This is a genomic window from Brachybacterium subflavum (assembly GCF_009299795.1).
Taxonomy (GTDB): domain Bacteria; phylum Actinomycetota; class Actinomycetes; order Actinomycetales; family Dermabacteraceae; genus Brachybacterium; species Brachybacterium subflavum.
Genome location: NZ_VIGP01000002.1, coordinates 59,403 through 85,071, shown reverse-complemented (window position 1 = coordinate 85,071; position 25,669 = coordinate 59,403). Strand labels below are relative to the sequence as shown.

Annotated in this window: 22 protein-coding genes; 10 read left to right on the top strand and 12 right to left on the bottom strand. The window is 72.8% G+C overall.

Annotated elements, in window-relative coordinates; all coding sequences use genetic code 11:
- Positions 1 to 60 precede the first annotated feature (60 nt).
- A complete protein-coding gene (locus tag FHG10_RS04180) occupies positions 61 to 1,755 on the bottom strand; it encodes an MFS transporter (RefSeq protein ID WP_152352093.1) in 1,695 nt (564 codons plus the stop codon).
- Positions 1,756 to 1,874: 119 nt separating this feature from the next.
- On the opposite strand from FHG10_RS04180, the gene FHG10_RS04175 reads away from it, so the two are divergent.
- A complete protein-coding gene (locus tag FHG10_RS04175) occupies positions 1,875 to 2,657 on the top strand; it encodes a patatin-like phospholipase family protein (protein ID WP_152352092.1) in 783 nt (260 codons plus the stop codon).
- 39 nt (positions 2,658 to 2,696) lie between these two features.
- Here the strand turns inward: FHG10_RS04175 and FHG10_RS04170 are convergent, their stop codons facing one another.
- Positions 2,697 to 3,203, bottom strand: a complete 507-nt coding sequence (locus tag FHG10_RS04170) for a hypothetical protein (protein ID WP_152352091.1) — start codon at positions 3,201 to 3,203, stop codon at positions 2,697 to 2,699.
- A 199-nt stretch (positions 3,204 to 3,402) separates the two neighbouring features.
- Here FHG10_RS04170 and FHG10_RS04165 point away from each other — a divergent pair, with 199 nt between their 5' ends.
- Entirely contained in the window at positions 3,403 to 3,852 is a 450-nt protein-coding gene (locus FHG10_RS04165; protein WP_227488025.1) for a cupin domain-containing protein, read from the top strand.
- On the top strand, positions 3,849 to 4,298 hold the full coding sequence (locus FHG10_RS04160) for a hypothetical protein (RefSeq protein WP_152352090.1): 450 nt from the start codon (positions 3,849 to 3,851) through the stop codon (positions 4,296 to 4,298). Before FHG10_RS04165 ends, FHG10_RS04160 begins: the two co-directional genes overlap by 4 nt.
- A 140-nt stretch (positions 4,299 to 4,438) precedes the next feature.
- On the opposite strand, the gene FHG10_RS04155 is transcribed toward FHG10_RS04160, so the two are convergent.
- The 4 genes from FHG10_RS04155 to efeU form a co-directional block, all read right to left on the bottom strand.
- On the bottom strand, positions 4,439 to 4,954 hold the full coding sequence (locus FHG10_RS04155; RefSeq protein ID WP_152352089.1) for a ferritin: 516 nt from the start codon (positions 4,952 to 4,954) through the stop codon (positions 4,439 to 4,441).
- 301 nt (positions 4,955 to 5,255) lie between these two features.
- On the bottom strand, positions 5,256 to 6,779 hold the full coding sequence (locus FHG10_RS04150) for a Dyp-type peroxidase (protein WP_152352088.1): 1,524 nt from the start codon (positions 6,777 to 6,779) through the stop codon (positions 5,256 to 5,258).
- A gap of 46 nt (positions 6,780 to 6,825) precedes the next feature.
- Positions 6,826 to 8,178 carry an iron uptake system protein EfeO gene (gene efeO / locus FHG10_RS04145; protein WP_152352087.1) on the bottom strand — a complete coding sequence of 451 codons (1,353 nt, stop codon included), beginning with the start codon at positions 8,176 to 8,178 and terminating at the stop codon, positions 6,826 to 6,828.
- Positions 8,179 to 8,301: 123 nt separating this feature from the next.
- Complete coding sequence (efeU, locus tag FHG10_RS04140; RefSeq protein ID WP_152352086.1) at positions 8,302 to 9,168, bottom strand: iron uptake transporter permease EfeU; 867 nt, start codon at positions 9,166 to 9,168, stop codon at positions 8,302 to 8,304.
- A 238-nt stretch (positions 9,169 to 9,406) separates the two neighbouring features.
- Between efeU and FHG10_RS18440 the strand changes: the two genes are divergently transcribed.
- Entirely contained in the window at positions 9,407 to 10,498 is a 1,092-nt protein-coding gene (locus FHG10_RS18440; protein ID WP_319803198.1) for a GNAT family N-acetyltransferase, read from the top strand.
- 32 nt (positions 10,499 to 10,530) lie between these two features.
- On the top strand, positions 10,531 to 11,070 hold the full coding sequence (locus FHG10_RS04125) for a MarR family winged helix-turn-helix transcriptional regulator (protein WP_152352085.1): 540 nt from the start codon (positions 10,531 to 10,533) through the stop codon (positions 11,068 to 11,070).
- A 59-nt stretch (positions 11,071 to 11,129) separates the two neighbouring features.
- Here the strand turns inward: FHG10_RS04125 and FHG10_RS04120 are convergent, their stop codons facing one another.
- Positions 11,130 to 12,236, bottom strand: a complete 1,107-nt coding sequence (locus FHG10_RS04120) for a PLP-dependent cysteine synthase family protein (RefSeq protein WP_152352084.1) — start codon at positions 12,234 to 12,236, stop codon at positions 11,130 to 11,132.
- Between the two features lie 2 nt (positions 12,237 to 12,238).
- Entirely contained in the window at positions 12,239 to 14,659 is a 2,421-nt protein-coding gene (locus tag FHG10_RS04115; RefSeq protein ID WP_152352083.1) for an ATP-binding cassette domain-containing protein, read from the bottom strand.
- Between the two features lie 77 nt (positions 14,660 to 14,736).
- Here FHG10_RS04115 and FHG10_RS04110 point away from each other — a divergent pair, with 77 nt between their 5' ends.
- On the top strand, positions 14,737 to 16,173 hold the full coding sequence (locus tag FHG10_RS04110; protein WP_152352082.1) for a mycothione reductase: 1,437 nt from the start codon (positions 14,737 to 14,739) through the stop codon (positions 16,171 to 16,173).
- Positions 16,174 to 16,313: 140 nt separating this feature from the next.
- Here the strand turns inward: FHG10_RS04110 and FHG10_RS04105 are convergent, their stop codons facing one another.
- Positions 16,314 to 18,401: an LCP family protein gene (locus tag FHG10_RS04105; RefSeq protein WP_152352081.1), complete on the bottom strand. Its 2,088-nt coding sequence runs from the start codon at positions 18,399 to 18,401 to the stop codon at positions 16,314 to 16,316.
- A 178-nt stretch (positions 18,402 to 18,579) separates the two neighbouring features.
- Here FHG10_RS04105 and FHG10_RS04100 point away from each other — a divergent pair, with 178 nt between their 5' ends.
- The 3 genes from FHG10_RS04100 to galE all read left to right on the top strand — a co-directional run bounded on the left by FHG10_RS04100 (position 18,580) and on the right by galE (position 21,907).
- Positions 18,580 to 19,044 (top strand): hypothetical protein, encoded by a 465-nt coding sequence (locus FHG10_RS04100; protein WP_152352080.1) that lies wholly within the window; start codon positions 18,580 to 18,582, stop codon positions 19,042 to 19,044.
- A gap of 315 nt (positions 19,045 to 19,359) precedes the next feature.
- On the top strand, positions 19,360 to 20,820 hold the full coding sequence (locus FHG10_RS04095) for a GuaB1 family IMP dehydrogenase-related protein (protein WP_152352079.1): 1,461 nt from the start codon (positions 19,360 to 19,362) through the stop codon (positions 20,818 to 20,820).
- Between the two features lie 85 nt (positions 20,821 to 20,905).
- Positions 20,906 to 21,907 carry a UDP-glucose 4-epimerase GalE gene (gene galE / locus FHG10_RS04090; protein WP_152352078.1) on the top strand — a complete coding sequence of 334 codons (1,002 nt, stop codon included), beginning with the start codon at positions 20,906 to 20,908 and terminating at the stop codon, positions 21,905 to 21,907.
- Between the two features lie 136 nt (positions 21,908 to 22,043).
- Here galE and FHG10_RS04085 read toward each other — a convergent pair whose 3' ends face one another.
- From FHG10_RS04085 to FHG10_RS04075, 3 genes are all read right to left on the bottom strand, one after another.
- Positions 22,044 to 23,456, bottom strand: a complete 1,413-nt coding sequence (locus tag FHG10_RS04085) for a pyridoxal-phosphate dependent enzyme (RefSeq protein WP_152352077.1) — start codon at positions 23,454 to 23,456, stop codon at positions 22,044 to 22,046.
- 182 nt (positions 23,457 to 23,638) lie between these two features.
- Complete coding sequence (locus FHG10_RS04080; protein ID WP_193636193.1) at positions 23,639 to 24,001, bottom strand: PTS sugar transporter subunit IIB; 363 nt, start codon at positions 23,999 to 24,001, stop codon at positions 23,639 to 23,641.
- A 282-nt stretch (positions 24,002 to 24,283) separates the two neighbouring features.
- Positions 24,284 to 24,766 (bottom strand): CarD family transcriptional regulator, encoded by a 483-nt coding sequence (locus tag FHG10_RS04075; protein WP_152352076.1) that lies wholly within the window; start codon positions 24,764 to 24,766, stop codon positions 24,284 to 24,286.
- A gap of 297 nt (positions 24,767 to 25,063) precedes the next feature.
- Between FHG10_RS04075 and FHG10_RS04070 the strand changes: the two genes are divergently transcribed.
- Entirely contained in the window at positions 25,064 to 25,657 is a 594-nt protein-coding gene (locus FHG10_RS04070; protein ID WP_193636192.1) for a hypothetical protein, read from the top strand.
- Positions 25,658 to 25,669: the final 12 nt, after the last annotated feature.

Genomic DNA, 25,669 nt, shown 5'->3' with positions numbered 1-25,669 from the left:
GCTCTCGGCGGCGGGCGTCGGCCCTTCGGTCCGGCGACGCGGGGTGGCCGGTGCCGCAGGTCAGTCCGTGCCGGAGCGTCCGGCGGCGCGCGCCACCTGCAGTGCGCCCAGCAGACCGAGCACGAGGAACACTCCCGCGCCGATCATTGCGCCGCGCGAGCCATCGGTGAACAGGTCCTCCATCGAGGCGATGAGATCGCCGGGCGCGCCCTGCGCCCGCAGCCCCTGCAGCGATCCGCCCGCGGACTCCGCGAGGGCCTGCGCGGCCCGGGCCGTCGGCCCCGTCATGTCCTGGGAGGATCGGGTGAGACCCGAGGCGAGCAGGGCGCCGGCGACCGAGGACCCGAGCGCGGTGCCCAGCTGGCGGACGGTGGACTGGGTGGCGGATCCCTGGCCGGACTCGTCGACGGGGACGTCGGCCAGCACGGTGCTGGTGAGCTGCGCGGAGGCGAGCCCGAGGCCGATCCCGTAGACGACGAGGATCGCCGTCATCAGCGCGAGGGGCAGCTGCGGGGTGAGCAGGAGGACCAGCGCGAGGACGCCGATCACCTCGAGCGTCAGCCCGATGGTCACCGTGCGGGGCGCCCCGAACCGTGCCGCGACGTGCCGGGCCATGGCCCCCGAGAGGAAGGCGCCGACGGCGAGCGCCGCCATGACCAGCCCGGCGCCCATCGTGTCGAGCCCCCGCACGTCCACGAGGTACAGCGGCAGCGTGAACAGCAGCGCGAACTCGCCCACGGCGACCGCGGCGGCCGTGAGCGACCCCCAGGCGAAGGTGGGGAGGCGGAACAGACCGAGGTCCAGCAGGACGTCGCGTCCCCGGCGCAGCAGGCGGCGCTCGCGCAGCAGGAAGGCGCCGAGAAGCACGGCGCCGACCAGCAGCACGGGCGCCACCACCGAGAGCCCCGCGGGGCCGTCGATCCTCGCGCCGAGCACCATCAGGGGCTTCTCCTGCATCAGCCAGCCGAGGTCCGGCCCTTCGATGATGCCGAAGACGAGGAGCCCCAGGGCGAGGCCGCTCAGCAGTGCCCCGGACAGGTCGGGCACGCCCGCGCGGCGCGGGGCGGAGGTGGTCGCGGGCGGGGTCGCCGGCGCGGAGGCGGGCGACGACGCGGAGGCGGGCGACGCGGGCACGGGGGAGGAGGCGCGCGTGTTCGCGACCCACAGGCCGGCGCCGATCAGCACGAGGGCGCCCAGCGGGAGGTTCACGAAGAAGACCCAGCGCCAGCTCGCCGAGGAGGACAGCCATCCGCCCAGCAGCGGGCCGAGCGCCGCCGCGCCGGACATGACCGCGCCCCACACGCCGAACGCCGCCGCGCGCTCCCTGCCGCGGAACGTCGCGTTCACGGTCGAGAGCGTCGAGGGCATGATCATCGCGCCGCCGATGCCTTGGACGAAGCGAGCGGCGATCAGGGCGGCGCCGCTGCCGGCCAGCCCGGCGATGGTCGAGGCGAGCGCGAACACGACGACGCCGACGACCAGCATCGTGCGCCGGCCGACCCGGTCCCCGAGGCGGCCCGAGGGCAGCAGGAGCGCGGCGAACACCACGGAGTACAGCGAGTTCACCCACTGCGCGTCGCTGATGTCGAGTCCCAGGTCCCCGATGATCGCGGGCAGGGCGATCGTGACGATCGACCCGTCCAGGACGATCAGGGCGAGTGCGAGCGCCAGCACGCCCAGGGCTCTCCAGCGGCGCGGATCGGGCGAGGGGGTCGGGGAGGAGGAACCGGAGGGATGAATCTGACGCTGTGTCATAACAATGACGGTAGTCGGGTCGCGGGCTCGGTTCAAGAGCGAGGTGACGTGTCGTCAGAACAATCCATCGAAAGGTGGAGCGCCGTGCGCTCCGTGCCGCGCCCGGTAGCCTCGCGAGCATGAGGATCGAACTCGTGCTCGGGGCCGGATCGGCCTACGGGCTCGCGCATCTGGGCGTGCTGCGGGCGCTGCGCGAGCGCGGTCACGAGATCGTGCGCCTGCACGGCTGCTCGATGGGGGCGCTCGTCGCGGGTGCGGTCGCGGCCGGGAGCATGCGCACGCTCGAACGGCTCGCGGATCGGGCCGGCCCGCTGGACGCCCTGCGGCTGGTCGATCCGCCTGCTCGCGGCGCAGGCCTCGTGGGCGGACGACGGATAGAGCGGCTGCTCGACGAGCTCTACGACGACCGCCGCATCGAGGACCTCGACCTGCCCCTGCGCGTGGTCGCGACCGACGTGACCACCTGGCTGCCGGTCGCCTTCGAGAGCGGGGAGCTGCGCGCGGCGGTGCGGGCCTCGATCGGCGTGCCCGCCCTGCTGCCGCCCATCGAGATCGACGGCCGCGTGCTCGCCGACGGCACGCTCGTCCAGCCGCTGCCGATCCCCGACCAGCCCGACCCCGAGGCGCAGATGCTGCTCGCCGTGAGCGTGCTCGGCCCGCCGTCGACGCACCCGTGGGAGGCCGGCGTGCCGCGGCGGCGCGCGGCCCGGTACGTCATGGACTCCCTGAGCATCGCCCAGCACGGCATCGAGCTCGCGGTGCTCGCCGCCCATCCCGAGGCGGCGCTGCTGCAGCTGCCCGCGGGGGACGGTGCCTCGGCGCTGTCGTTCCATCGGGCGGGACGGATCGCCGCGCGCGGTCATCTGATCGCCCGCGAGCAGCTGCCCGCGCTCGGGCTCTGAAGGCCTGCGGCCCCGGCGGCGCCGAGGACCGGGTCGTGCTCAGGAGCGGCGGCCGCTGTCCGGGACCGCCACCACGGTCGGCCGATGCAGGTGGAGGCGGGGCACCGTCCGGCACAGGCGCTCGCACACGGCGTCGACGGCGGGAACGCCGACCATTCCCACCCAGAGAGCACGGTCCCCGACGGCGGGGTCCTCCGGCAGGAGCCATTCGTCGGCGAAGGCGCTCAGCGCCGCGGCCGCGCGCTCGCCGCGCGGCAGGGCTGGGCCGGGTCGGGGCTGCGATGCCTCGGGAAGGCCCAGGGAGCGGGCGGCCGAGGGGTGCGCGCCGCGTGCGCCCCACAGCGACTCGGCCGAGAAGGGAACGAGGCGCGGCAGCACCGTGAGCATCATGCGACCGGGCAGGTCGAGCGGAGGGCGCCGGGCTCGCGCGAGTTCGAGGACCACCGCGCCGCCGACGTCGCCGCCCAGATGCCGGCACATCGTGAAGATCAGTCCCAGGTCATGCTCGTCGCCGAGGATCAGGCAGCGGTCCGGCAGGTGCTCCACGTCAGTCCTTGCGCTCGTGCTCCCCGGCGCCGATGACGGCCTGCCGGGCTGGTGGGCAGGGCGTGCGCCCTGCGGTGACGCCACCGTAGCCAGGTCTCCCGCAATTTCGCAAAGCCTGACTTGCGGAAATGGACACGTGTTCGTGATGACGGGACGTCGGTCCCGGTCGCGGGTGGGCCCCGCGCGGTAGCGTCGAGCCGTGAACACCTCCGATCCCGCCTTCGATCCCGCCTCCGATCCCGCCTCCGGCTCCTCTCCCGTCGCCTTCCTCGAACTCCTCGCGGACGAGCTGCTCGACGCCGCGGCCTCGGCGCACAGCGGCCGCGCCGGCCGCCCCTTCCACGGGATGGATGCGCGGGCCGATGGCGGGCCGGCGCACGGAGCCGGACGCCCGGGCGTGCTCACGCAGATCGTCCTCGCCCTCACCGAAGGGTCGCGGCTCTCGGATCACGAGAACCCCGGGGAGGCGACGCTGCAGACCCTCCGGGGACGGGTGCGGATGCGGGCGGGCGAGCGCACGTTCGACCTCTCGGCCGGGGAGCTGCTGGTGATCCCGCAGGAGCGCCACGATCTCGTGGCCCTCGAGGACGCCGTGGTGATCCTGACGATCGCCCGTCACGCCGAGGCCGCGCAGGAGCAGCGGGCATGAGCGCGCTCGCCGTGGTCCTCGCCCTGACCTTCGTGTGGATCGGGCTGATCATCGGACTCTCCTTCATCGAGGCGCCCGTGAAGTTCCAGGCGCCTGGGATCACCCTCGCCCTGGGCCTGGGGATCGGCCGGCTCGTCTTCCGGGTCCTGCACGCCGTGCAGATCGCGATCGTCGTGGTCGTCGCGGTCTGCCTGGCGCTCGGGGCCGGCACCGGCATCCCGGTGCCCGCCGTGGCGGGACTCGTGCTCGCGATCCTCATGCTCGTCGCCCAGCTGGCCCTGGTCCAGCCTCGTCTGACCCGTCGCTCGAACGCCGTGCTCGCGGGCGAGGACGCCCCGCGATCACGCGCCCACCATGCCTACGTCGCCCTCGAGCTGCTGAAGCTCGTGGGGCTCCTCGTCGGCGGCATCGCCCTGCTCGCGCAGCTGGTCGCGCTCGCCTCCTGAGGCGATCGACCGGCCCGCGCGAGGATCCGAGCGTGCTCTGACGCACGGACGGCCCGGACACCAGAAGGTGTCCGGGCCGTCCGCATCTGCGGTCGCGGCCGCTCAGGCAGCGAGGGGATCAGGCGTCGATCGCGAGGCGATCACTCCTCGTCGGAGACCGCCGGGGTGCGCGCGCCGAGCTCGGCGTCCAGGCGCAGGATGCCCGAGCCGTCGTCGCCCACGCGCTTCACGCGGCCGATGATCTCGGAGACGGTCGACTCCTCCTCGATCTGCTCGTCGATGAACCACTGCAGAAGCGGGACCGAGTCGAGGTCGCCCTCCTTGTCGGCCGAGCGGTAGAGCTCGCGGATCGACTCGGAGACCTTCTCCTCGTGGGCGAGGGCGGCCTCGAAGATCGCGAGCACCGAGAGGCCCGGAGCGACCTCGGGGGCGGCGATGGTGCCGATCTGGGCGTGGTTGCCGCGGTCGGAGACGTGGGCGATGAACTTGTTGGCGTGGACCAGCTCCTCCTCGGCCTGGGCCTGGAGCCAGGCGGCGATGCCGGGGAGGTCCTGCTCGTCCGCCTCGACGGCGAGCTGACGGTAGGTGGCGAATGCGGCGAGCTCCAGGGTGATCTGGGCCTGGAACTTCTTCTCGAGATCAGTGCTCATCTTCATGGAGCTGACACTAGCCGCCCGATCCGTCGTTGTCAGCCATGAGAAGGCTCGGCTTCGTCGCCGAGCAGTATGCCTTGGGCGGGCGCTCCAGCGCCCCTTGCCGGAGTCGTCCGGAGACATATCGGTGCAGGTGGGGGAGAGATCCTGGGGGTCGTTGGGCGGTGACGGCGTCTCGGGGCCGGGGATCGGGCCGCGCGCGGGCCCCCGAGAGCCGGGACGGGTGTGACCAGGGGTACTCGCGGTCCGCGCGCTCCCTGGCCGTCGACCGCCGGAAGCCGTCGACGGCTCCGGACGCCGGCCCTCAGCCGCCGGACGGACCGCCGTCGGACACCTCGCCGCCGCCGGACGCACCACCGGCGGACATGTCGCCGTCACCGCCGAACAGGGCCTGGCCGAACATGGTCTCGCCCTCGGCGACCCCCGGAAGGATCGCGAACAATCCGCTCGCGACGTGCTGGAGGTACTCGGTGAGGGCGTCGTGCTCGGTCATCCGTTCCAGGACCGGGTAGAAGCCCGTGCGGGGATCGCGCACGAACGCCTCGAAGAACAGCCCCGCGTTGATGCGGCCCAGCGAGTCGCTGCCCTCCGTGTAGTTGAAGCCGCGGCGCAGCATGCGCGCCCCGTCGTTCTGCTCGGGGGAGACCATGCGGATGTGGGCGTCGGTCGGGATCAGCGGTGAGGCGGAGCCTCCGGCCGTGAGGTCCGGCGCCGTGAACTCCTGCGAGGCCGACGTCGGGTCGGGGACCGACAGCGGCGCCCCGAAACGCTTGTCGCGGCCGATGATCTCCTCCTGCTCGAGCAGGCGCAGACGATCCCAGACCTCGAGCTCCATGCGGATCTTGCGGATCATCAGATACGTGCCGCCGCGCAGCCAGTCCGCGCCGTCGTCGTCCGCCCCCACCCAGAGGTGCTCGGCCAGTGCCTCCGCGCTGTCCTCCGCCTTCATGTTGGAGGTGCCGTCCTTGAAGCCGAAGAGATTGCGAGGGGTCTCCTGCGCGGTCGAGGTCGAGGAGGTGCGGCCGTAGCCGATCTGGGTCCAGCGCAGCGCGGCCGATCCGAAGGCCAGACGGGTGAGGTTGCGGATCGCGTGCATCGCGACCTGGGCGTCGTCCGCGCAGGCCTGGACCACGAGGTCCCCGTCCGACTGGGCCTCGCGCAGGGTCTCGTTGGCGAAGCGCGGCACGCCCTGGGTGAGCACCTCGGTCGCGTGCGAGGCGAGTCCGATGCGGTCCCTGCCGTCCTCGTCGCGGAACAGCGAGGGGCCCACGCCCACGGTGATCGTGAGTGAGCTGGGCGGATATCCCCAGGCCTCGCCGGTGTCCCGCGGGGCGGCCTGGCGGTTCGCGAGCGGCTGTCCGCCCACGAGCTCGCCCGCGCACATCTGCTCGCTCGCCGTGCACCAGGTGCGCATGAGCTCGCGCAGATCGGCCAGGCTCGTCGCGGTGACGTCGTAGGCGGCGGCGAACAGGTAGTCCTGTGCGGGCGTGAGGATGCCCTGCTGGTGCTCCCCGCGGAACGGGTGGGAGGTCTCCAGCGGGTCGGGCGTCGACGCGGTCGGGGGAGTCGCGGCCCGCCCGCCCGAGTAGCCCAGCAGACCGCCCGCGACCAGTCCCGCCCCGGCCGCCCCGAACAGGCCCCGCCGACCGACGCCCCCGCGGCCGGTCCCGTCGGCGGCGGAGGCGGTGGATCCAGCCCCCTCCGGATCGCTCGACGCAGGATCGCTCGAGGCAGGATCAGCCGACGCAGGATCGGCCGATGCAGGATCGGTCGGCGCGGAACCTGCGGTCGCGGGAACATCGGGGGCTGGGTCGTCGTGGCTGGTCATGAGCCTCTTCGAGGGGTGCGGGAGTGGCGGGGCGGGCCGGTGCGGATCAGTGGAGGATCGTACCGGCGACCTTCGAGAGCTCCTCGGCGAGGGCGTTGATGACGTCGGAGATCGCGCGCTGCTCCTCGGTGTAGTCGTTGTCTCCAGGGGCCTCGCCGGCGTCCTCCTGGACGGCGGCGATGCTCGAGTAGTCCACGTACTTGGGCGCGCCGTCGGGGGTCTTCCCGTCGACGTGCTTGTCGAGCTCCTTCTGGACGGCGTCGAACTTCTCGCCGAGCGAGGTGTCCAGGTCCGCGTCCTTGGCCTTCACGAGCTCCTGGACGTTCCCGTAGGCGACCTTCGCCCCGTCCAGGTTCGCCTGGAAGTCGTCGAGGTCGGTGTGGGAGAAGGTGTCCTCCTCGCCGACGATCTTGCTGGTCGCGACCTCCTCCATGAGGCCCTGCGCACCCTGGACGACGTCCTCGAGGGTGACGGCGAAGGTCGCGCCTCCCAGTCCCTTCTCCTTGCCGTACACCAGGTCGTAGAGGGTCTGGATGTTGGCGGTGAGGTCGTCGGCGGCCTGCTTGCGCTCGGCGTCGGAGGCGAAGGAGAAGGGCGAGCCCTCCTCCGTGAACAGATCGGCCTCGATGCGGTGCCAGCCGGTCCAGGACTTCAGCACGGAGGGGTCGGTGACCTTCTTGCCGGCGTCGGCCGCGAGGTCCTGGACGCGCACGTCCATGGCGACGTCGAGGTCACCCGCCTCCTTGATGCCGAAGGCCTCCGCGGTGGGCTCGATGCGCTCGTAGGGGCGACGGCCCTGCGGGAACAGCGCCTTGGCCTGCTCGGTGTCGCCGGAGGTGTATGCGTCGGTGAAGAGCTTCGCGTTGGCCACGAGGGAGCCGACCTGGTCCTTGATGTAGGCCGTGTAGTCGGTGACGGCCTTCTCCTCGAGCTTCTTCGTGTCCTCGTCGACCTCGACGTCCTCGCCCTCGGTGACGGTGAACTCGGCCGTGCCCACGAGGTCGCCCACCATGTTCGGCTTGCTCGCCGTGAAGTACGTGCCCTCCTTGAGGGCCGTGGTGAGCTCGACGCTCGTGCCGGGGCCGATGTTCTCCTTCTCCGAGACGATGCGCAGCTTGTCCTGGGCGAGGATCTCGAACTCGTTGGGCACGCTGCCGGTGTTGGTGACGGCGAAGGTGACCTGGCCCGAGGGGATGGTGGCGGCCGAGAGCGTGCAGGCATCGTCGGTGATCGTCACCGTGATGGTGCGCGCGTCGCCGCGGTCGCTCGCCCCGCTCGAGCTCGCGGGGTTGTCGGTGCAGGCGACGAGGCCGAGGCCGAGGGCGCCCAGCGGCGCGAGCCCCAGCAGGGTGCGGCGGTGCAGCGGGCGGGCTCCGGTGCGCGTGGCGGTGGCGGTCATGGCGGCTCCTGATCGGTGGAGGGTGGGGAGGGGTGGTGCGGGGCGAACGATCGGGGTGGGGCGGGGCGGACCCGGGAGGGGCGCGGAGGGCCGCAGGCGGGCCGCGGCCGGGGCGACGACGGGTCAGGCGTGGACGTCGTGCAGCTCCGCGGCCGCGCGGGTCCGACGCGGGGAGGCGGTGCGGACCACGAACAGCACCGCGACCGGGACGATGTACACGACCCAGGCGATGACCTGCAGGACCGTGGGGTTCAGGTTGACCTGGAACATGGCGTTGAGCACCACGTAGAGCCAGTACAGCGGCGAGGCGGGGTCGGGCAGCAGGGACGAGAGGTTCCAGGCGCGCACGGTGATGCCGGGCAGCACGCCGGCCTCCTGCAGGTCGCCGATGCCGTAGGCGGTGATGCCCGCGGCGACCAGGATGAGGAAGCCGCCGGTCCAGGTGAAGAACTTCCCGAGGTCCAGGTGCACGGCGCCGCGGTAGATGAGCACGCCCAGCGCGATCGCGATCGCGAAGCCGAGCACGATGCCGATCGTCGTCGCGTACACCGAGTTCTCGAGCGAGGACTTCACGGTCGCCCAGAGGATCAGCGCAGTCTCGACGCCCTCGCGGCCCACGGCGAGCGCCGCGATCACGACCACGCCCCAGCCGCCGCGGCGCAGGGCGCGCTCCATCTCGCTCTCCAGGTTGCGCTTCATCGAGCGGGCGTTCTTGGACATCCAGAAGATCATCCCGGTGGTCAGCGCGACCGCGACCAGGCTGAGGGATCCTCCGAGGATCTCCTGGGCCTGGAAGGTGAGGGTCTTGGGGCCCCAGGTGAGCACGGCGCCGACGGCCAGGGGGATCAGGGCCGCGATGACGACGCCGCCCCACAGCTTGGGGAGTACGTCGCGGCGCCCGGACTTCACGAGGTAGGCGACGAGGATGCCGACGACCAGCGAGGCCTCGAGGCCCTCGCGCAGCGAGATCAGCAGGTTCGGCAGGAGCATGGGGCCTCCGGGCCCGTCGGCCGCGTCCGGCCGCCTCGTGGCCGAGGCGGCCGAGTGGGGCGGGGCGTGGGAGACGATCATGAGGAGAGGACGGACATCTGTTCCCTCAAGGTAAGCCTTGCCTTCATGTGCGTCCACTGCGAGGGATGGGGCGTGGGTCACGCTCCGGCGGCGGCCCCGGGGCGCGGGCACAATGGGGAGCATCGCGGCCGAGGGCCGGACGAGGGGAGACGGGGCCATGACGGATTCGAGCAGCGGGACCGCTCCGCGCGAGCGGGAGCGGAAGCGTCCTCCCGCCTCCCGCATCCCGTCCTCACGGGTGCGCCTGCGCGCGCTGCGGCTGGAGGACGCCGAGGACCTCGCCCGCCTCGAGGCCCGCAACCGCCGCCACCTGCTCCAGGGCGCCCCGGCGCGCGGGGAGGACTGGGCGACGCCGCCCGGCCAGCGCGCCTCGATCGCCCAGCTGCTGGCGCAGTACGACGCCGGCACCTGCGTGCCGATGGTGATCCTTCTCGACGACGACGGCGGCGGATCGCCGGGACGGCTCGTCGGCCGCATCACCCTGCAGCAGATCGTGCGGGGACCGGCGCAGTGGGCGAGCGTCGGCTACTGGATCGACGAGGCCGAGACCGGCCGGGGCATCGTCACCCACGCCCTGCGCCAGATGGTGGACGTCGCCTTCGAGGGCCTGGGACTGCACCGGCTCGAGGCCGGGGTCGCCGTCGGCAACGACGCCTCCGTCGCGGTGCTGCGGGCGTGCGGCTTCGAGGAGATCGGCTTCGCCCCGCGGATGCTGCGCCTGGGCATCGCGGGCGAGGGCTGGGCGGACTGCCGCTTGTTCCAGCTCATCGATCCCCGCACCGACGAGCGCGCTGGGGCCGACGGCCCCGAGGATGCGCCCGGCGCCGCGGCCTCGGGTATGCGCATCGAGGCCGGTGTGCCCGGACTCGGCGAAGCGCTCACGCTGTACGACGCCGTGGGCTGGAGCGCCTACACCGACGAGCCCGCGATCCTGGGGCGCGCGCTCGCGGGCAGCACGCGCGTGGTCACGGCCCGCGTCGACGGGCGCCTGATCGGTCTCGCGCGGGTCCTCAGTGACGGCGCGAGCATCGCCTACCTGCAGGACGTCCTCGTGGACCCGGCCAGCCGGCGCGAGGGCATCGGCCGCGAGCTCGTGCGGGCCGCCCTCGCCCCCTTCGCGGCGCTGCGCCAGCACGTGCTGCTCACCGACGCCGAGCCGGGCCAGCGGGCCTTCTACGAGTCCCTGGGGCTGACCGAGGCGCACGATGCGGACCCGCCGCTGCGGGCCTTCGTGCGTCTGCGTCCCTGAGCGCCCTCGCGAGCGGGGACTAGGATCCCCGTGTGAGCCCGGCACCCGCTGATCCCGAGGATGTCGGCGCTGCCGCCTCCGTCCCGGTCGACGGCGCCGCGGGGAGCAGTGCCGGTGAGCCGCTGCGCCTGGACGGCGAGGACGCGCTCCTGTTCGACCTCGCCGACGCCGTGGTGGGGCTGGCTCGCCTGCTCCAGGTCGCCGATGTGCAGTCCGCGGGAGTCGTCGCCCTGACGGGCACCGAGATCGCGGTGATGCGCTGGGTGCATCGCCACCCCGGCACCACCTCCGGTGAGACCGCGCGGGCGACGGGCCTGCACCGCAGCAACATGAGTGCGGCGCTGCGCGGCCTGGCGAGCAAGGGGCTGGTGCTGCGCGAGGGCGACCCGGAGGATTCGCGCCTCGTGCACCTGCGCCTCACGGAGGCCGCGGAGCAGGACAGCCGCCGCATCCGCCTGCACTGGGCCGAGGTCCTGCGCGAGCGTCTGCCCGCGCTCGACGACGAGGACAGGGCGGCGCTCGAGCGCTCCGTCGACCTGCTCACCTCCTGGGAGGGGATCGGGCCGCGCTGAGCTGGACCATCCCGGATCGGCCCGCGCTGAGCGGACCGTCCCGGATCGCGACCCGCCCCTCAGTGCTCGCCGAGCGGCAGGGTGCGCGAGAGCTCCTGCAGCCACGGGTCGAGGTCCCAGCCCTGCGCGCCGACCCACGCATCGTCGAAGTAGGTGTGCGCGTAGCGCTCCCCGCCGTCGCACAGCAGCGTCACCACGCTTCCGCTCTCGCCGCGCTCGCGCATCCCGGCGATGATCCGCGACGCGGCCACGAGGTTGGTGCCGGTCGAGGGGCCGATGCGCCGGCCCAGCCGCTCGGAGGCGAAGCGGGTCGCGGCGACCGAGGCGGCGTCGGGCACGCGGATCATGCGGTCGACCACCCCGGGCACGAAGCTCGGCTCCATCCGCGGGCGGCCGATGCCCTCGATGCGCGAGCCGCCGCCCTGCGCGCTCGCCGGGTCCCCGCTCTCCCATCCCGGGAAGAAGGCCGAGCCCTCCACATCGGCGACGGCGAGGGAGGTGGGCAGGCGGTGGTAGCGCACGTACCGGCCCAGGGTCGCGCTCGTCCCGCCGGTGCCCGCGCCCACCACGAGCCAGCGCGGCACCGGGTGCGGCTCCTCGGCGAGCTGCTCGAAGATCGAGCGGGCGATCGAGTTGTGCCCGCGCCAGTCCGTCGCCCGCTCGGCGAACGTGAACTGGTCCATGAACAGGCCCCCGCACTCGGCAGCGAGGGCGCGGGCGGCGCCGTCCATCTCGCCCGGCCGCTCGACCATGTGGCAGCGCGCGCCCTCCGCCTCGATGAGGGCGATCTTGCGGGTGCTCGTCGCCCTGGGGATCACCGCGACGAAGGGCACGCCGAGCATCCGCGCCACGTGCGCCTCGCTCACGGCGGTCGACCCGGAGGAGGCCTCGATGACGGTCATGCCCGGACGCAGCCACCCGTTGACCAGCGCGTACATGAACAGGGAACGTGCCAGGCGGTGCTTGAGACTGCCCGTGGGATGGGTGCTCTCGTCCTTGAGATAGAGGTCGATGCCCCAGTCGGAGGGAAGGTCGGGCTTGAGCAGGTGGGTGTCGGCGCTGCGGCGGTCGTCGGCCTCCAGGCGCCGCACCCGCTCGGCGACCCAGTCGCGCAGTGCCGGGTCGGAGCGGTCGACGTCCTCGAGCGTGCCCAGCAGGTCGTCCATGGTCACATCGTCCCCTTCTCCATCGCATCCGCCCCGCCTGCATCCGCGCCGGCCGCGTCGGCCCCGGACACGTACGCCGCGAGGTCCTGGCCGGTGAGGGTCGAGGCGTCGGCGACGAGCTGCGCGGGAGTGCCCTCGAAGACGATGCGTCCGCCGTCCTGGCCGGCGCCGGGCCCGAGGTCGATGATCCAGTCGGCGCGGGCCATCACCGCCTGGTGGTGCTCGATGACGATCACGGACTTCCCGGAGTCCACGAGGCGGTCGAGCAGCTCGAGCATCTGGGCGACGTCCGCCATGTGCAGGCCCGTGGTCGGCTCGTCGAGGATCAGGATCCCGCCCTTCTCGCCCATGCGGGTGGCGAGCTTGAGGCGCTGGCGCTCGCCGCCGGAGAGGGTGGTGAGGTTCTGCCCGATCGTGAGGTACCCGAGCCCCACCTCCTGCAGGTGCCGCAGGATCTTCGCGGCCGCGGGCACCTTCGCCTCCGCGCCGGTGAACAGCTCGAGCGCCTCGTCCACGCTCATCTCGAGGACGTCGGCGATGGACCTCCCGCCCAGGCGGTGCTCGAGCACCGAGGCCTGGAAGCGCCGGCCCTCGCACTCCTCGCACACCGATTCGACGGTCTCGAAGAAGCCGAGCTCGGTGAAGACCACGCCGGCGCCCGAGCACACGGGGCAGGCGCCCTCGGAGTTCGCGGAGAACAGGGCGGGCTTCACGCCGTTCTGCTTCGCGAAGGCCCTGCGGATCGGCTCGAGCAGGCCGGTGTAGGTCGCGGGGTTCGAGCGCCGCGAGCCGCGGATCGCCTGCTGGTCCACCACGATCGCCTCGGTGCCGCGGGGGAGGGAGTCGTGGATGAGGGAGCTCTTCCCCGAGCCCGCGACGCCCGTGACCACGGTGAGCACTCCGAGCGGGATGTCGACGTCCACGTCGCGCAGGTTGTGGGTGCTCGCCCCGCGGATCTCGAGCGCGCCCGAGGCCTCGCGCTCGTCCCCCTTCAGCGGCGTGCGGGCGGACAGGTGCCTGCCGGTGAGGGTGCCGGAGGTGCGCAGTCCCTCGACGTCGCCCTCATAGGTGATGGTGCCGCCGTCGCGGCCCGCGCCCGGACCCAGGTCGACCACATGGTCGGCGATCGCGATGGTCTCGGGCTTGTGCTCGACGACCAGCACGGTGTTGCCCTTGTCCCGCAGGGTGCGCAGCAGGTCGTTCATGCGGGAGATGTCGTGGGGGTGCAGGCCGATCGTCGGCTCGTCGAACACGTAGGTGATGTCGGTGAGGGAGGAGCCGATGTGCTGGACGAGCTTGGTGCGCTGCGCCTCGCCGCCGGAGAGCGTGCCCGAGGGGCGGTCGAGGGAGAGGTATCCCAGGCCGATGCCCACGAAGGCGTCCAGCAGGGCCTGGAGCGACTCCAGCAGGGGCTCGATGCCCCGCGGGTCCAGGCCGGCGACCCAGTCGCGCAGCTCGGTGACGGGCAGGGCGCTCACGTCGCCGATCGAGCGGCCGTCGATGAGGGAGGTGCGGGCGTGCTCCGCGAGCCGGCTGCCGTGGCAGTCGGGGCAGGTGATGAAGGTGACCGCGCGATCCACGAAGGCGCGGATGTGCGGCTGCATCTGCTCGCGGTCCTTGGAGAGCATGGACTTGCGGATCTTCGGGATCAGGCCCTCGTAGGTGAGGTTGACGCCCTCGATCTTCACCTTCACCGGGTCCTTGAACAGGAAGTCCTCCCGCTGGCGCTTCGTGAAGTCCTGGATGGGGACGTCATCGGGGAAGAACCCGGAGCCTCGGATCACGCGCACGGTCCAGCCGTCGCCCGTGTACCCGGGGATCGTGAAGGGATCCTCCGCGAGGGACTTCGTCGCGTCGAAGAGCTCGGTGAGGTCGAGGTCGCTGATCGACCCCATCCCCTCGCAGCGCGGGCACATGCCGCCCACGCGGGAGAACCTGGTCTTCTCCGCGAGGGTCCTCCCGCCCTTCTGGACGGTCATCGCGCCGGCTGCGCTCACGCTGGGCACGTTGAAGGAGTAGGCGCCGGGACCGCCCGCGTGCGGCTGGGCGCGCTGGGAGAAGAGGGTGCGCAGGTGCGCCGCGGCGTCGGTGATGGTGCCGACGGTCGAACGCGGCCCGCCGCCGAGGCGCTCCTGGCCCACGGTGATCGCCGAGGTCAGCCCGTCCAGCACGTCGACGTCGGGCCGGGAGGTCTGGGGCATGAACCCCTGCACGAAGGCGCTGTAGGTCTCGTCGATCATGCGCCGGGACTCGGCGGCGAGGGTGCCGAAGACGAGCGAGCTCTTGCCCGATCCGGAGACCCCTGTGAACACCGTGAGCCGGCGCTTGGGCAGGGCCACCTCGACGTCGCGCAGGTTGTTCTCCCGCGCGCCGACGATGCGGATGCGGTCGTGGGTGTCGGCGGGATGAGGGGACGGGGTCATCGGTGCTCCTTCGTCGGCGCGGGCTGGACCGAGTATCCCGCGCCTCGGGCCCGGGCGCGCCCGCGTAGTCTGCGTCGGTGACCCATTACGACATCGCACTCATCGGCTCAGGCTCCGGCAACTCCTTCCCGGGCCCCGAGTTCGCCGGACGCTCCATCGTCTACATCGACAAGGGCGTCGGCCCCGACCTGGTCTTCGGCGGCACGTGCCTCAACGTCGGCTGCATCCCCACCAAGATGTTCGTGCACACCGCCGACCTCGCCGCGACCCCGGCCGACGCCGGCCGCTTCGGCGTCTCCGAGACCCTGGACGGCGTGGACTGGCCCGCGATCCGCGACCGCATCTTCGGCCGCATCGACCCCATCGTCGAGGGCGGCGAGGCCTACCGGCGCGACCACGAGGACAACGCGAACCTCACCCTGCTGCGCGGCACCGCCCGCTTCACCGGACCCAAGGCCCTGCACGTGGACCTGCGCGACGGCGGCAGCGAGGAGATCACCGCGGACACGATCGTGCTGGGCGCCGGCTCGCGCCCCACGATCCCCCCGATCGAGGGCCTGGCGGACGCGCGCCCGCAGACCTCCGACACCATCATGCGGAGCGACGCGCTGCCCGCGTCGCTCGTGATCCTCGGTTCGGGCGTGATCGCGCTCGAGATGGCGCACATCTTCTCCGGGCTCGGGGTGCGCGTCAGCCTCGTCGCGCGCTCGGGCCGCCTGCTGCGCGCGGCGGACGACGACGTCTCCGCCCGCATCACCGAGCTCGCCCGCGAGCAGTGGGACGTGCACACGGACGTCACCACCACCTCGGTCCGCCGTGAGGGCGACGGCAGCGTGGTCCTGCAGGGGACGGCGACGGGGGACGGCGGCGGGGAGGAGGTCGAGATCAGGGCCGACGAGATCCTCGTGGCCGTCGGGCGCCGCCCGAACTCCGATCTGCTCGATGTCGCCGAGGGCGGCATCGCCGCGGCCGACGACGGCTGCGTGCGCGTGGACCCCTTCCAGCGCGCCCTCGGCGAGGACGGACAGGTGCTCGAGGGCGTCTGGGCCTTCGGCGACCTCTCCGATCCCGTGCAGCTCAAGCACGTGGCGAACCATCAGCTGCGCGTGGTGCGCCACAACGTCCTGCACCCGGAGGATCTCGAGCGCTCGGACACGATGCCGGTCCCGGCGGGAGTGTTCACGCATCCGCAGATCGCGATGGTGGGCCTCACCGAGCGGGAGGCCCGCGCGCAGGGGATCGACGTGCGCGTCGCCGTGCAGGACTACTCCTCGATCGCCTACGGCTGGGCGCTCGAGGACACGACCGGCTTCGCGAAGATCCTCGCGGAGGCCGGCACGGGCAGGATCCTCGGCGCGCACATCATCGGCCCCGAGTCGACGATCCTGATCCAGCTGATCATCCAGGCGATGAGCACCGGGCAGACGGTCTCCGAGCTCGCCCGCACCCAGTACTGGATCCACCCCGCGATGCCCGAGCTCATCGAGAACACGCTGCTGCAGCTGACCGACTGAGCGCACCGTGCGGTGGGGCGGCGGGCGGTGCCCGCCGCCGCGCACGGCGCCCCGCTCCGCGTCGGCCCGCCGCATGACGACGGCGCCGCCCCCTGACGGGGACGGCGCCGTCGTCATGCGATGGACGCTGCGGGAGCGGCTCAGTCGCCGGCCTGGGCGTCGGGGTCCTGGGTGCCGGGCATGCAGGCGGCCAACGGGTCGGCGTCCGCCTGCTTCTCGGCCTCCTCCGAGGCGTCGCCCGAGGACGCCTCCGAGGACTCTGCCTCGGTGGTCGGCGCCTCGGTCGTCGTCTCGGGCGCCGTGGACTTCTTCGAGTCCTCGTCCTTCGAGGAGTCCTTGTCCCCGCCGGAGACGGACGTGGTCTCCGACGCCATCGAGTCCTCGATCGACTCCTTCACCCACTTGTGGAGGTAGTCCCAATCGGGGTGTCCGCCCTCGAAGTAGCTGTCGTGGCGCCGGTCCGGCAGGTCCACGCCGGGCACGATCGGGTACGAGGAGAACCCGGAGTCCTTGACCCTCCAGCCGAGGTCCACGAAGGCATCGAGGTCGTCGCTGGGGACGTCGGTCTCGATGTTCGAGCCGGCGACGCCCACGAGCTTCGTGAAGTTCAGGGCGAGCTTGGTGGGGTTCGCCTGCTCGGACACGGCGCGGACCATGCGCTGCTGGCGGCAGACGCGGTTGAAGTCCGTCGAGCCCTCGCGGGACCTCGCGTACCACAGCGCCTTGTCGCCGTCGAGCTTCTGCTGGCCCGGGTCGATGTACCCGGTGATCGGGTACTTGCCACCGGTGGCCTGGTTGGTGCCGCCGCCGATCGGGATCTTCCGCTCGACGTTCAGGTCCACGCCGCCGATGGCATCGACGAGGTCGGAGAAGCCCTGGAGGTTGACCATCGCGTAGTAGTCGATGTCCAGACCCAGCGTCTCCTGCACGGCCCACTCGGTCGCGGTGAGGCCCGGGTCGTCGTCGTTCGGGAACAGGTCCTTGTTGTCGTCGGCCCAGGTCCAGACCGCGTTGATGAGGTTCTGGCCCTTGCCGAAGGCGTCGAAGCCCTCGGGGAACTTCTTCTGCGCCACGGTCCCCTCGGGGAAGCGCACGTACTGCAGGTTGCGGGGGATCGAGAAGAGCGCCGTGCGGCCGGTCTTGGTGTCGATCGAGGCGACCATGATCGTGTCCGGGCGGGTGCCGGTGCGGTCGGCCCCGGCGTCCTGGCCGAGCAGCATGATGTTCACGCGCTCGGTGTTCTTCCAGGGGTCGCTCGAGCTGAGCTTGCCCGAGCCCCCTCCCGAGCGGAACACGCTCTGGTTGCCCAGCAGACCCTGCGCGGCGTACACGTACTGCTCAGCGCGGGCGAAGGGGATCGCGACGCCGATGACCATGACGAGGGCCACGATCAGGGAGACCGCGCGGCGGCGACCATGCAGGCGCTCTCGGGTGTTGTGCGCGAGGTTCGAGAGGACCACCTGGAGGATCCACACCAGTGCGACGACGCCGATCGCGATCATCAGGCCGATGAGCACCTTGCGGCTGCTCAGCAGCTTGAGCAGGGTGAGCAGCGGATCACCGGTCGCGTACCAGACGCCCGCGACGACCGCCACGAGGACGACGATCCCCAGCAGCACCCAGCCCAGTCTGCGCAGCGGGGTCGCGAGCAGTCCGGTGCCGGGGATGAACGAGGTGAGCACGGTCCAGCCTGCCGCGCGGGGGAGCGAGCCGGTGCGGCGATCCCGGGCGCGCGGGCCCTGCCCGTCGCCGGAGCCGCTGTCGCGGCCGTCGTCGCCGGGCAGATCGGGGCCGTCCGACGGCGGGTTGCCGGGACCGGAGCCTCCGCCGACCCCCGGACCTCCGCCGGCACCGGCGCTCCCGTGCGCGGAGTCGCTCGAGGGCACGCGGGAGCCGTCGTCCCCGCGGGTGCGCGCCGCGGCGGAGCCCGTCGCGGCTGCGGTGCCGACAGCGGCAGTGGAGGCGGCGGGGGCGCCGCCGCGCGCGTCGTCGTCCGCGTCCTGGCCGGCGGCGCTCGGGGAGTCCGCGGAGGAGGCGCTGACGGGGCTCTGCGGAGCCGGGCTCCGCCGGGCCGGGCTCTGCCGGGCCGGGCTCTGCCGGGCACCAGGACTCGACGCGGAGCCGGCAGGACTAGACACGGAGCCGGCGTCGTCCGCGTGCTCGGCGCGGTCTGCGGGGACCGGCGCGGCCGACTCCTCCTCGGCGTCACGCGGTCCGAGCGCGGTCACCGACGAACTCGCTCCCAGTCGCACCGAGGTGCGCGGCGGCTCCATGGGCTCGAGGACGGTGGTGGGTGGCTCCTCGGAGCCTCCGCGCGAACGATCTCGGGACTGAGCCGACTCCGCGGGTACCGCGGGATGCTCGCGGCGCGAGACCACATGGCTGTCCGCCGCCGACCATGCATCCATGTCCTCGTCCGACTCGCGCCGGGCGCGGCGCGCGCGAGGACGCGTGGAGGCGTCGACCGGCGCGGAGGAGGCGGCCGCCATCTCGGTGCTCTCGTCCCGCGGGGGACCGGCGCGGCGACCGCGGGGACGGGGCGCGGACTCGTCGGCCGAGGCGGCGCTGACCGGGGTGGGCGCGGCCCCGGGCGGCGGGGCAGGGGTCGAGGGCGAGGATGCACGCGACGGGGAGGGCTCAGGGGCAGGGCCGGTGTTCGCCGAGGCCGCTGACGCCGCAGGTGCGGCGGATCCCGCAGAGGCAGCAGATCCCGCGGATCCCGCCGAGGCGGCCGATCCGGCGGAGGAGGGGCCGATCCAGCGGCGCGCTGTGCTCGCGTCGAAGCCGCCGGAGCGCTCACGATCCCTGCCCGCGCCCGAGGTCTGGGCGGGGCCGCTGTCGGTCTGCTCGTCAGCGCGCCGACCCACATGAGGGCGACGCGAACGGCGACCAGGTGTCTGGTCCGTCATGGCGCACATCCTACGGATGTCCCCTCCGGGCATGTCCCTCGGGCCGTGCCGGGCGTGTGAAGAAAGGGCGCAGGTGCTGCGGCGGGGCCTCGAGACCCCCGCGAGCGCGCCGTGAAGCGGGAGGAATCGGACCAAACACCCGTGCGGAGGTGCCGGCTCGGGGTGTCCGAGTGGCCTCGTGCGCCCCCGCCGGGAGGGCCTGCGGGCGCGCGCGTCGGCGTGGCGGGTCTCACCCCGCCGGCCGCTCCGCCGTGCGCACTGTCAGTATCCTGGCCCCATGCGCCTCATCCACACCCCGCAGACCGATCTCACCTACGACGACTGCTTCTTCCTGCCCTCCCTCTCGTCGATCGGTTCGCGGTTCGAGGTCGATCTGGGCTCGGACGACGGCACGGGCACGACCATCCCTCTGGTCGCTGCGAACATGACCGCCGTCTCGGGGCGTCGCATGGCCGAGACGATGGCGCGTCGCGGCGGGCTCGCCGTGCTCCCGCAGGATCTGCCCGCCGAGCGCGTGGAGGACATCGTGCGCAGCGTGAAGCGCCGCGATCCCCTCGTCGACCACGCGCTCACCCTCGAGGCGCACGGCACCATCGGCCAGGCGCGCGCCCTCATGCCCAAGCGCGCCCACGGCATCGTCGTGGTCGTGGGCGCCGACGGCCTCCCGCTCGGCGTCGTGTCCGCCGAGGAGCTCTCCGGCCGCGACGCCTTCACCGCCGTGGGCGACGTGGTGAGCACCGACGTGCTGCGCCTGAGCGCCCAGGAGGCCGCGGGCGAGCCCGCAGTCCTGCATGCGCGCATCGCCGCGACCCACCACGAGGCCGCCCTCGTGCTCGAGGACGACGGCTCCCTGCGCGGCGTGCTCACCGCGCGAGGCGTACTGCGCTCGACCATCTACACGCCCGCCCTCGACGCCGAGGGGCGCCTGCGCATCGCCGTCGCGATCGGCATCAACGCCGATGTCGCCGTCCGCGCCCGCGCGCTCGTCGACGCCGGGGCCGACGTGCTCGTCCTGGACACGGCGCACGGCCACCAGGACCGCATGCTCGAGGCGCTGCGCGCCGCCCGCGAGGCCGTCGGCCCGCGCGAGTCGACGAGCGTGCGCATCGTCGCCGGCAACGTCGTCACCGCGGAGGCCACGCGGGACCTGATCGAGGCCGGCGCCGACATCGTCAAGGTGGGCGTCGGACCGGGCGCCATGTGCACGACCCGGATGATGACGGGCGTCGGACGCCCGCAGTTCTCCGCGGTCCTCGAGTGCGCCGCGGCGGCCCGTGAGCTCGGAGCGCGGATCTGGGCCGACGGCGGGGTGCGCCACCCCCGCGATGTCGCCCTCGCGCTCGCCGCGGGCGCGTCCAACGTGATGGTCGGATCGTGGTTCGCCGGCACCTTCGAATCGCCCGGCGATCTCCATGTCGACGAGCGCGGACGCGCGTACAAGGAGAGCTTCGGCATGGCCTCCAAGCGAGCCGTCAGCTCGCGCACGGCGGCCGAGGACGCCTTCGCCCGCGCGCGCAAGTCGCTGTTCGAGGAGGGCATCTCGTCCTCCCGGATGTATCTCGCCGACGGTGCGGGCAGCGTCGAGGACCTGCTCGACGAGATCACCGCGGGCGTGCGCTCGTCGTGCACCTACGCGGGCGCGGGCGACCTCGAGGCGTTCCGCGAGCGGGCCGTCGTCGGCCTGCAGAGCGCGAGCGGCTACGCCGAGGGCAAGCCGCTCGCCCAGTCCTGGAGCTGACCAGGGCGGCGGTGCTCCGCCCCGGACGGCGGTGCGCCGCGCGCCGTCGTCGTCCGGGCGCGGGACCACCGGTTACGCTCGTGCCATGACGACTCTCGTGATCGGTGGTGCCGGGTACATCGGGTCGCACGTGGTGCGACTCCTGCTGGGGAAGGGCGAGCAGGTGGTCGTGGTCGACGACCTCTCCACGGGCTTCCGCTCGCGCACGGAGGGCGCCGACCTCGTCGAGCTCGACGTGACGAGCAAGGACGCCGTGGACCGCCTCGCCTTCCACCTCACCAGCTCCGGCGCGGACTCCGTGATCCACTTCGCCGCCCACAAGCAGGTCGGCGAGTCCGTCGCGAACCCGGAGATGTACTGGCACGACAACGTGGGCGGGCTCGCCAACGTGCTCGCCGCCTGCGCGAAGGCCAAGGTGCGCGACGTCGTGTTCTCCTCCTCCGCGGCCGTCTACGGCATGCCCGACGTGTACTCCGTGACCGAGGACCTCGAGCCGCGGCCCATCAATCCCTACGGCGCCACGAAGTACGTGGGGGAGTGGATGCTGGCCGACGCCGAGCGCGCCCACGACATGCGCACCGTCGCCCTGCGCTACTTCAACGTCGCGGGCGCCGGCTGGCCCGAGCTCGCCGACACCCTGGTGATGAACCTGGTGCCGATCATCCTGGACGCACTGGACCGCGGGGACGTGCCGACGGTCTTCGGCGACGACTACGACACCCCCGACGGCACCTGCATCCGCGACTACGTGCACGTCCTGGACCTCGCCGAGGCGCACGTCGCCGCGCTCGACTACCTCCGCGGCGACGACCGTCCGCACCACGTGTTCAACGTCGGCACCGGCACGGGCTCGAGCGTCCTGGAGGTGATCGACGCGATCGCGAAGGTCAAGGGCATCGAGATCGAGCCGCGCATCGGCGAACGCCGCCCCGGCGATCCCGCGCGGCTCATCTGCTCGACCGACCGCATCCGCGAGACGCTCAGCTGGAAGAGCGAGAAGTCGCTCGAGGACATCGTGCGCTCGGCCGTCGAGGCGCGCGACGCCGCGAACGGCTCGGACGCCGCCGGGTCCTCCTCGGAGGGCTGAGCCCGGGAGCGCTGGGCCCGGGAGGCCCGAGTCGGCGCTCACGCGGACGAACGAGGCCGCATCCCCGCTCCGGGGATGCGGCCTCCGTCGTGCGCGGCCGGTCGCGCCTCAGGTGCCGCGCCTGAGGCGCCGCGTCTCAGGTGAGATAGCGGTAGATCGGGTCGTCGGGGTCGATGCGCTCGATCTGCATGTTCGAGGCGGCCATCCGCGAGAGCAGGGGCTCGAAGTTCTCCTTCGCGCCGAGCTCGATCCCGACGAGCGCGGGCCCCTCCTCCCGGTTGTTGCGCTTGATGTAGTCGAACAGGACGATGTCGTCGTCCTGCCCGAGCACCTGGTCCAGGAAGCGCCGCAGCGCTCCCGGCTCCTGCGCGAAGGTGACCAGGAAGTAGTGCTTGAGGCCCTCGTGGACGAGGGAGCGCTCGACGACCTCGTTGTAGCGCGAGACGTCGTTGTTCCCTCCGGAGACGACGACCAGGATGCCGTCGCCCGAGTCGCCCTGCGCGCTCGGGGCGTCGTGCGCCGCTGAAGCGTTCCGGTGCGCGTCGGTCCTCTGCAGGTCGGACCGCTGCGTGTCGGACCGCTGCGCCTCGGTGCCGATCGCCTCGGCCTCGTCGGCGCCGTCGGGCCGCACGAGTCCCGTCGCCACGGCCGCCGCGGCCAGGGCGCCCGCGGGCTCGGCGATGATCCCGTCGGTCTGGTAGAGCGCGAGCATCTCGGTGCACACGGCTCCCTCGTCCACCGCGACGAGGTCCGGCCCGATGGCCTGGGCCGCGCGCAGGGTGTCCGCGCCCACGCGGCGCACGGCCGCACCGTCGACGAAGCGGTCCAGATCGTGGAGGGTCACGGGGCTGCCGTGGCGCATGGCCGCGGCCATCGAGACCGCGCCCGCGGGCTCGACCGCGACCACGCGCACCGAGGGCTCGCGCTCCCGCAGCCAGGTGCCGCATCCGCCCAGCAGCCCGCCGCCGCCCACGGGCAGCACGACCGTGGAGATGTCCTGGCCGTGGTCCTCGCGGATGTCGGTGAGCGCCTCGAGGGCGACGGTGCCCTGGCCCGCCATGATCTGGGGGTGGTCGAAGGGCGGGACCATGGTGGCGCCCGTGCGCCGGGCGTCGTCGGCCGCGGCCTCGGCGGCGTCGTCGAAGGTGTCGCCGATGAGGATCAGCTCGACCCGGTCGCCTCCGAGCGTCGTGATGCGGTCTCGCTTCTGACGGGGCGTGGTGCCGGGGACGTAGATGCGGCCGTCGATGCCGAGGGCCCGGCACGCGTAGGCGACGCCCTGGGCGTGGTTGCCGGCGCTCGCGGCGACCACGCCCGCGGTGCGGGACGGGCCGTCCAGGGAGTCCATGAACAGAAAGGCGCCGCGCAGCTTGTAGGAGCGCACCACCTGGAGGTCCTCCCGCTTGAGCCAGACCGGTACGCCCGCGATCGCGCTCAGCCGCTCGCTCAGGTGCACGGGGGTGCGGCGCACGATGCCGTCCAGGCGCGCGGCGGCGGACTCGACGTCCTCGGCGGCGAGGACGGGCTGGGGCGTGTCAGTGGCGGACATGGAGTCTCCGGAAGGGGTCGACGACGGACGGGCGGGAGGGGCCGGGTCGTCGCGCCGCCGCCCGCACGGGGCGCGCAGGGTGCGGCGCGCCCGCGGGGCGGGCTCGGAACGCCGAGGATCCTTGCCCCCTGCACGGACAGTACGCAGATCTGCGCGAGGGTGCACTCCCGGTCGTCAGGCGGTCACGGGGTGCGTCGCTCAGGGGCTCCGGGGCGGCCGGGCGCAGGCCGTCCCGGCGGCCGATGGCGGGCCGGACGCACAGGGGAGGGGCGCGCGAGCAGGCGCTCGACGTCGTCGAAGACCACCTGGGGGTCCGTCTCCAGCAGCAGCGGCATCCCGGAGACCACGGGGACGCGCAGGCTCTGCGGGATCTCGACGGTCGCGATGATGAGGTCGGCGTGGAAGTCCTGGGAGAGCATGTCCATCACCGTGGTGGGCAGGACGTGCGCCTGGATGCCCCGGTGCGCGAGGTGCTCGCGGACCTGGCGGGCCAGATGTGCGGAGGCGGTGACGCCGGAACCGCTGACGACTGCGATGGTGCGCACGGACGCTCCCTTCCTTCGGACCCGGGGCCGCGGTCCGGGCGAGACCGGACCCCGCGCCGTGTGGCGCAGGTCACCATCCTGGCACGCGTGAGGCTCGACGACCAGAGGGTCCGAGGGGTGGACCCGCGCGTGGTCCCGCGTCCCCGTCGCGAAACGGGCCCGGGTCGGGGCCGGCCCCGGACCTCGCGGGCGCAGGACGCGCCGCGGCCCCGGACGTGATCCGTCCGGGGCCGCGGCGATGACCTCTCGCCCCGCGGGGCGGGACAGTCGGTCGACGATCGATCAGGAGGCGAGGACCTCGTCGAGGATCGACTCGGCCTTGGTCTCGTCGGTCTTCTCCGCGAGCGCGAGCTCGGAGACCAGGATCTGCCGCGCCTTGGCGAGCATCCGCTTCTCCCCGGCCGAGAGGCCGCGGTCCTGATCACGGCGCCAGAGGTCGCGCACGACCTCGGCGACCTTCTTGACATCCCCCGAGGCGAGCTTCTCGACGTTCGCCTTGTAGCGGCGGGACCAGTTGGTGGGCTCCTCCGTGTACGGCTGGCGCAGCACGTCGAAGACCTCCTCGAGCCCCTCCTTGTCCACCACGTCGCGGACGCCGACCAGGTCGACGTTGTCGGCCGGCACCTCGATGGTGAGATCCCCCTGGGCCACCTTCAGCTTGAGATAGGTGCGCTCCTCGCCCTTGATGGTGCGGCTCTTGACCTCCTCGATCAGCGCTGCTCCGTGGTGCGGGTAGACGACGGTCTCGCCGACGGCAAAGTTCATGTGTATGGCCCCTTTCCTGCCTATGAGTCTATCACGGGAGCGTCTGATACAATCCGCCGCCGCTCGGTGGAAGCGCAGGTCGGAGCGCGTCCGGGAGGCAGGCCGACGCGTCGGCCGAGCACACGGGCCGGGGCCCTCCCGCATGCCCGGGATCACGCGCCCCCGGGGTTCGTCGTGCCCGGTGACAGGCCCGAGGTGCGCTACCCTGGACCGGTACGGCGTCGCCCTCCGGCGCGGCGTCCCCGATCCCTTTTCCCGTCCGGTCGCCCCTCCGGACGGACATGAACAGGAGTCCCCGTGAAGTCCCTGCGTCGCACCCGCCTCGCCCTCACCGTCGCCGCCGTGGCGCTGTCCGTCGGCGCGACCGGCTGCAGCTACATGAACCCGGTGCAGACGCACGACTTCTACCAGGCGGCCGACGGCACCAACGTCAGCCTCCAGGACTCCTCGAAGAACTTCACCTTCGGCGTGCGCAACGCGATCGTCATCGTGGACGACTCCCAGCGCGGCGAGCTCCTCGCCTCGGTCGTCAACTACACCGACGAGGACGCGACCGTGACGCTCGAGGGCACCTACGAGGGCGCGGTCGTCTTCTCGCAGCGCGTGAAGGTCCCCGCGAGCACCACGGTCCAGATCGAGCCCAAGAGCCTCCAGAAGGATCAGGACCCCGAGGAGCCCTCGCCCGCAGAGGTGGGCGTGGACGACTTCCCCGTCGCCGCGGGCAAGACCATGGAGCTGACGATGAGCGTCGACGGCCAGAAGCGCACCGAGACGATGCCGGTCACCGACACGAGCCTCGCGTACTACAAGAGCTCCGGCAGCTCCGCGTCCGACGGCGGCGCCTCCGACGGGGGTTCGTCCGACGGCGGCTCGGGCTCCGGCGAGGGCTGACCCGGCCCGCTC

Excerpts from the sequence above, each read along its gene's own strand:
- FHG10_RS04115 (WP_152352083.1), bottom strand. The coding sequence starts at position 14,659 with ATGACCCCGTCCCCTCATCCCGCCGACACCCACGACCGCATCCGCATC.
- FHG10_RS04095 (WP_152352079.1), top strand. The coding sequence starts at position 19,360 with ATGCGCCTCATCCACACCCCGCAGACCGATCTCACCTACGACGACTGC.
- FHG10_RS04150 (WP_152352088.1), bottom strand. The coding sequence starts at position 6,779 with ATGACCAGCCACGACGACCCAGCCCCCGATGTTCCCGCGACCGCAGGT.
- FHG10_RS04075 (WP_152352076.1), bottom strand. The coding sequence starts at position 24,766 with ATGAACTTTGCCGTCGGCGAGACCGTCGTCTACCCGCACCACGGAGCA.
- efeU (WP_152352086.1), bottom strand. The coding sequence starts at position 9,168 with ATGCTCCTGCCGAACCTGCTGATCTCGCTGCGCGAGGGCCTCGAGGCC.
- FHG10_RS04155 (WP_152352089.1), bottom strand. The coding sequence starts at position 4,954 with ATGAAGATGAGCACTGATCTCGAGAAGAAGTTCCAGGCCCAGATCACC.
- FHG10_RS04175 (WP_152352092.1), top strand. The coding sequence starts at position 1,875 with ATGAGGATCGAACTCGTGCTCGGGGCCGGATCGGCCTACGGGCTCGCG.
- FHG10_RS04085 (WP_152352077.1), bottom strand. The coding sequence starts at position 23,456 with ATGTCCGCCACTGACACGCCCCAGCCCGTCCTCGCCGCCGAGGACGTC.
- FHG10_RS04100 (WP_152352080.1), top strand. The coding sequence starts at position 18,580 with ATGTCCTCGTCCGACTCGCGCCGGGCGCGGCGCGCGCGAGGACGCGTG.
- FHG10_RS04160 (WP_152352090.1), top strand. The coding sequence starts at position 3,849 with ATGAGCGCGCTCGCCGTGGTCCTCGCCCTGACCTTCGTGTGGATCGGG.
- FHG10_RS04120 (WP_152352084.1), bottom strand. The coding sequence starts at position 12,236 with ATGGACGACCTGCTGGGCACGCTCGAGGACGTCGACCGCTCCGACCCG.
- FHG10_RS18440 (WP_319803198.1), top strand. The coding sequence starts at position 9,407 with ATGACGGATTCGAGCAGCGGGACCGCTCCGCGCGAGCGGGAGCGGAAG.
- FHG10_RS04180 (WP_152352093.1), bottom strand. The coding sequence starts at position 1,755 with ATGACACAGCGTCAGATTCATCCCTCCGGTTCCTCCTCCCCGACCCCC.
- efeO (WP_152352087.1), bottom strand. The coding sequence starts at position 8,178 with ATGACCGCCACCGCCACGCGCACCGGAGCCCGCCCGCTGCACCGCCGC.
- galE (WP_152352078.1), top strand. The coding sequence starts at position 20,906 with ATGACGACTCTCGTGATCGGTGGTGCCGGGTACATCGGGTCGCACGTG.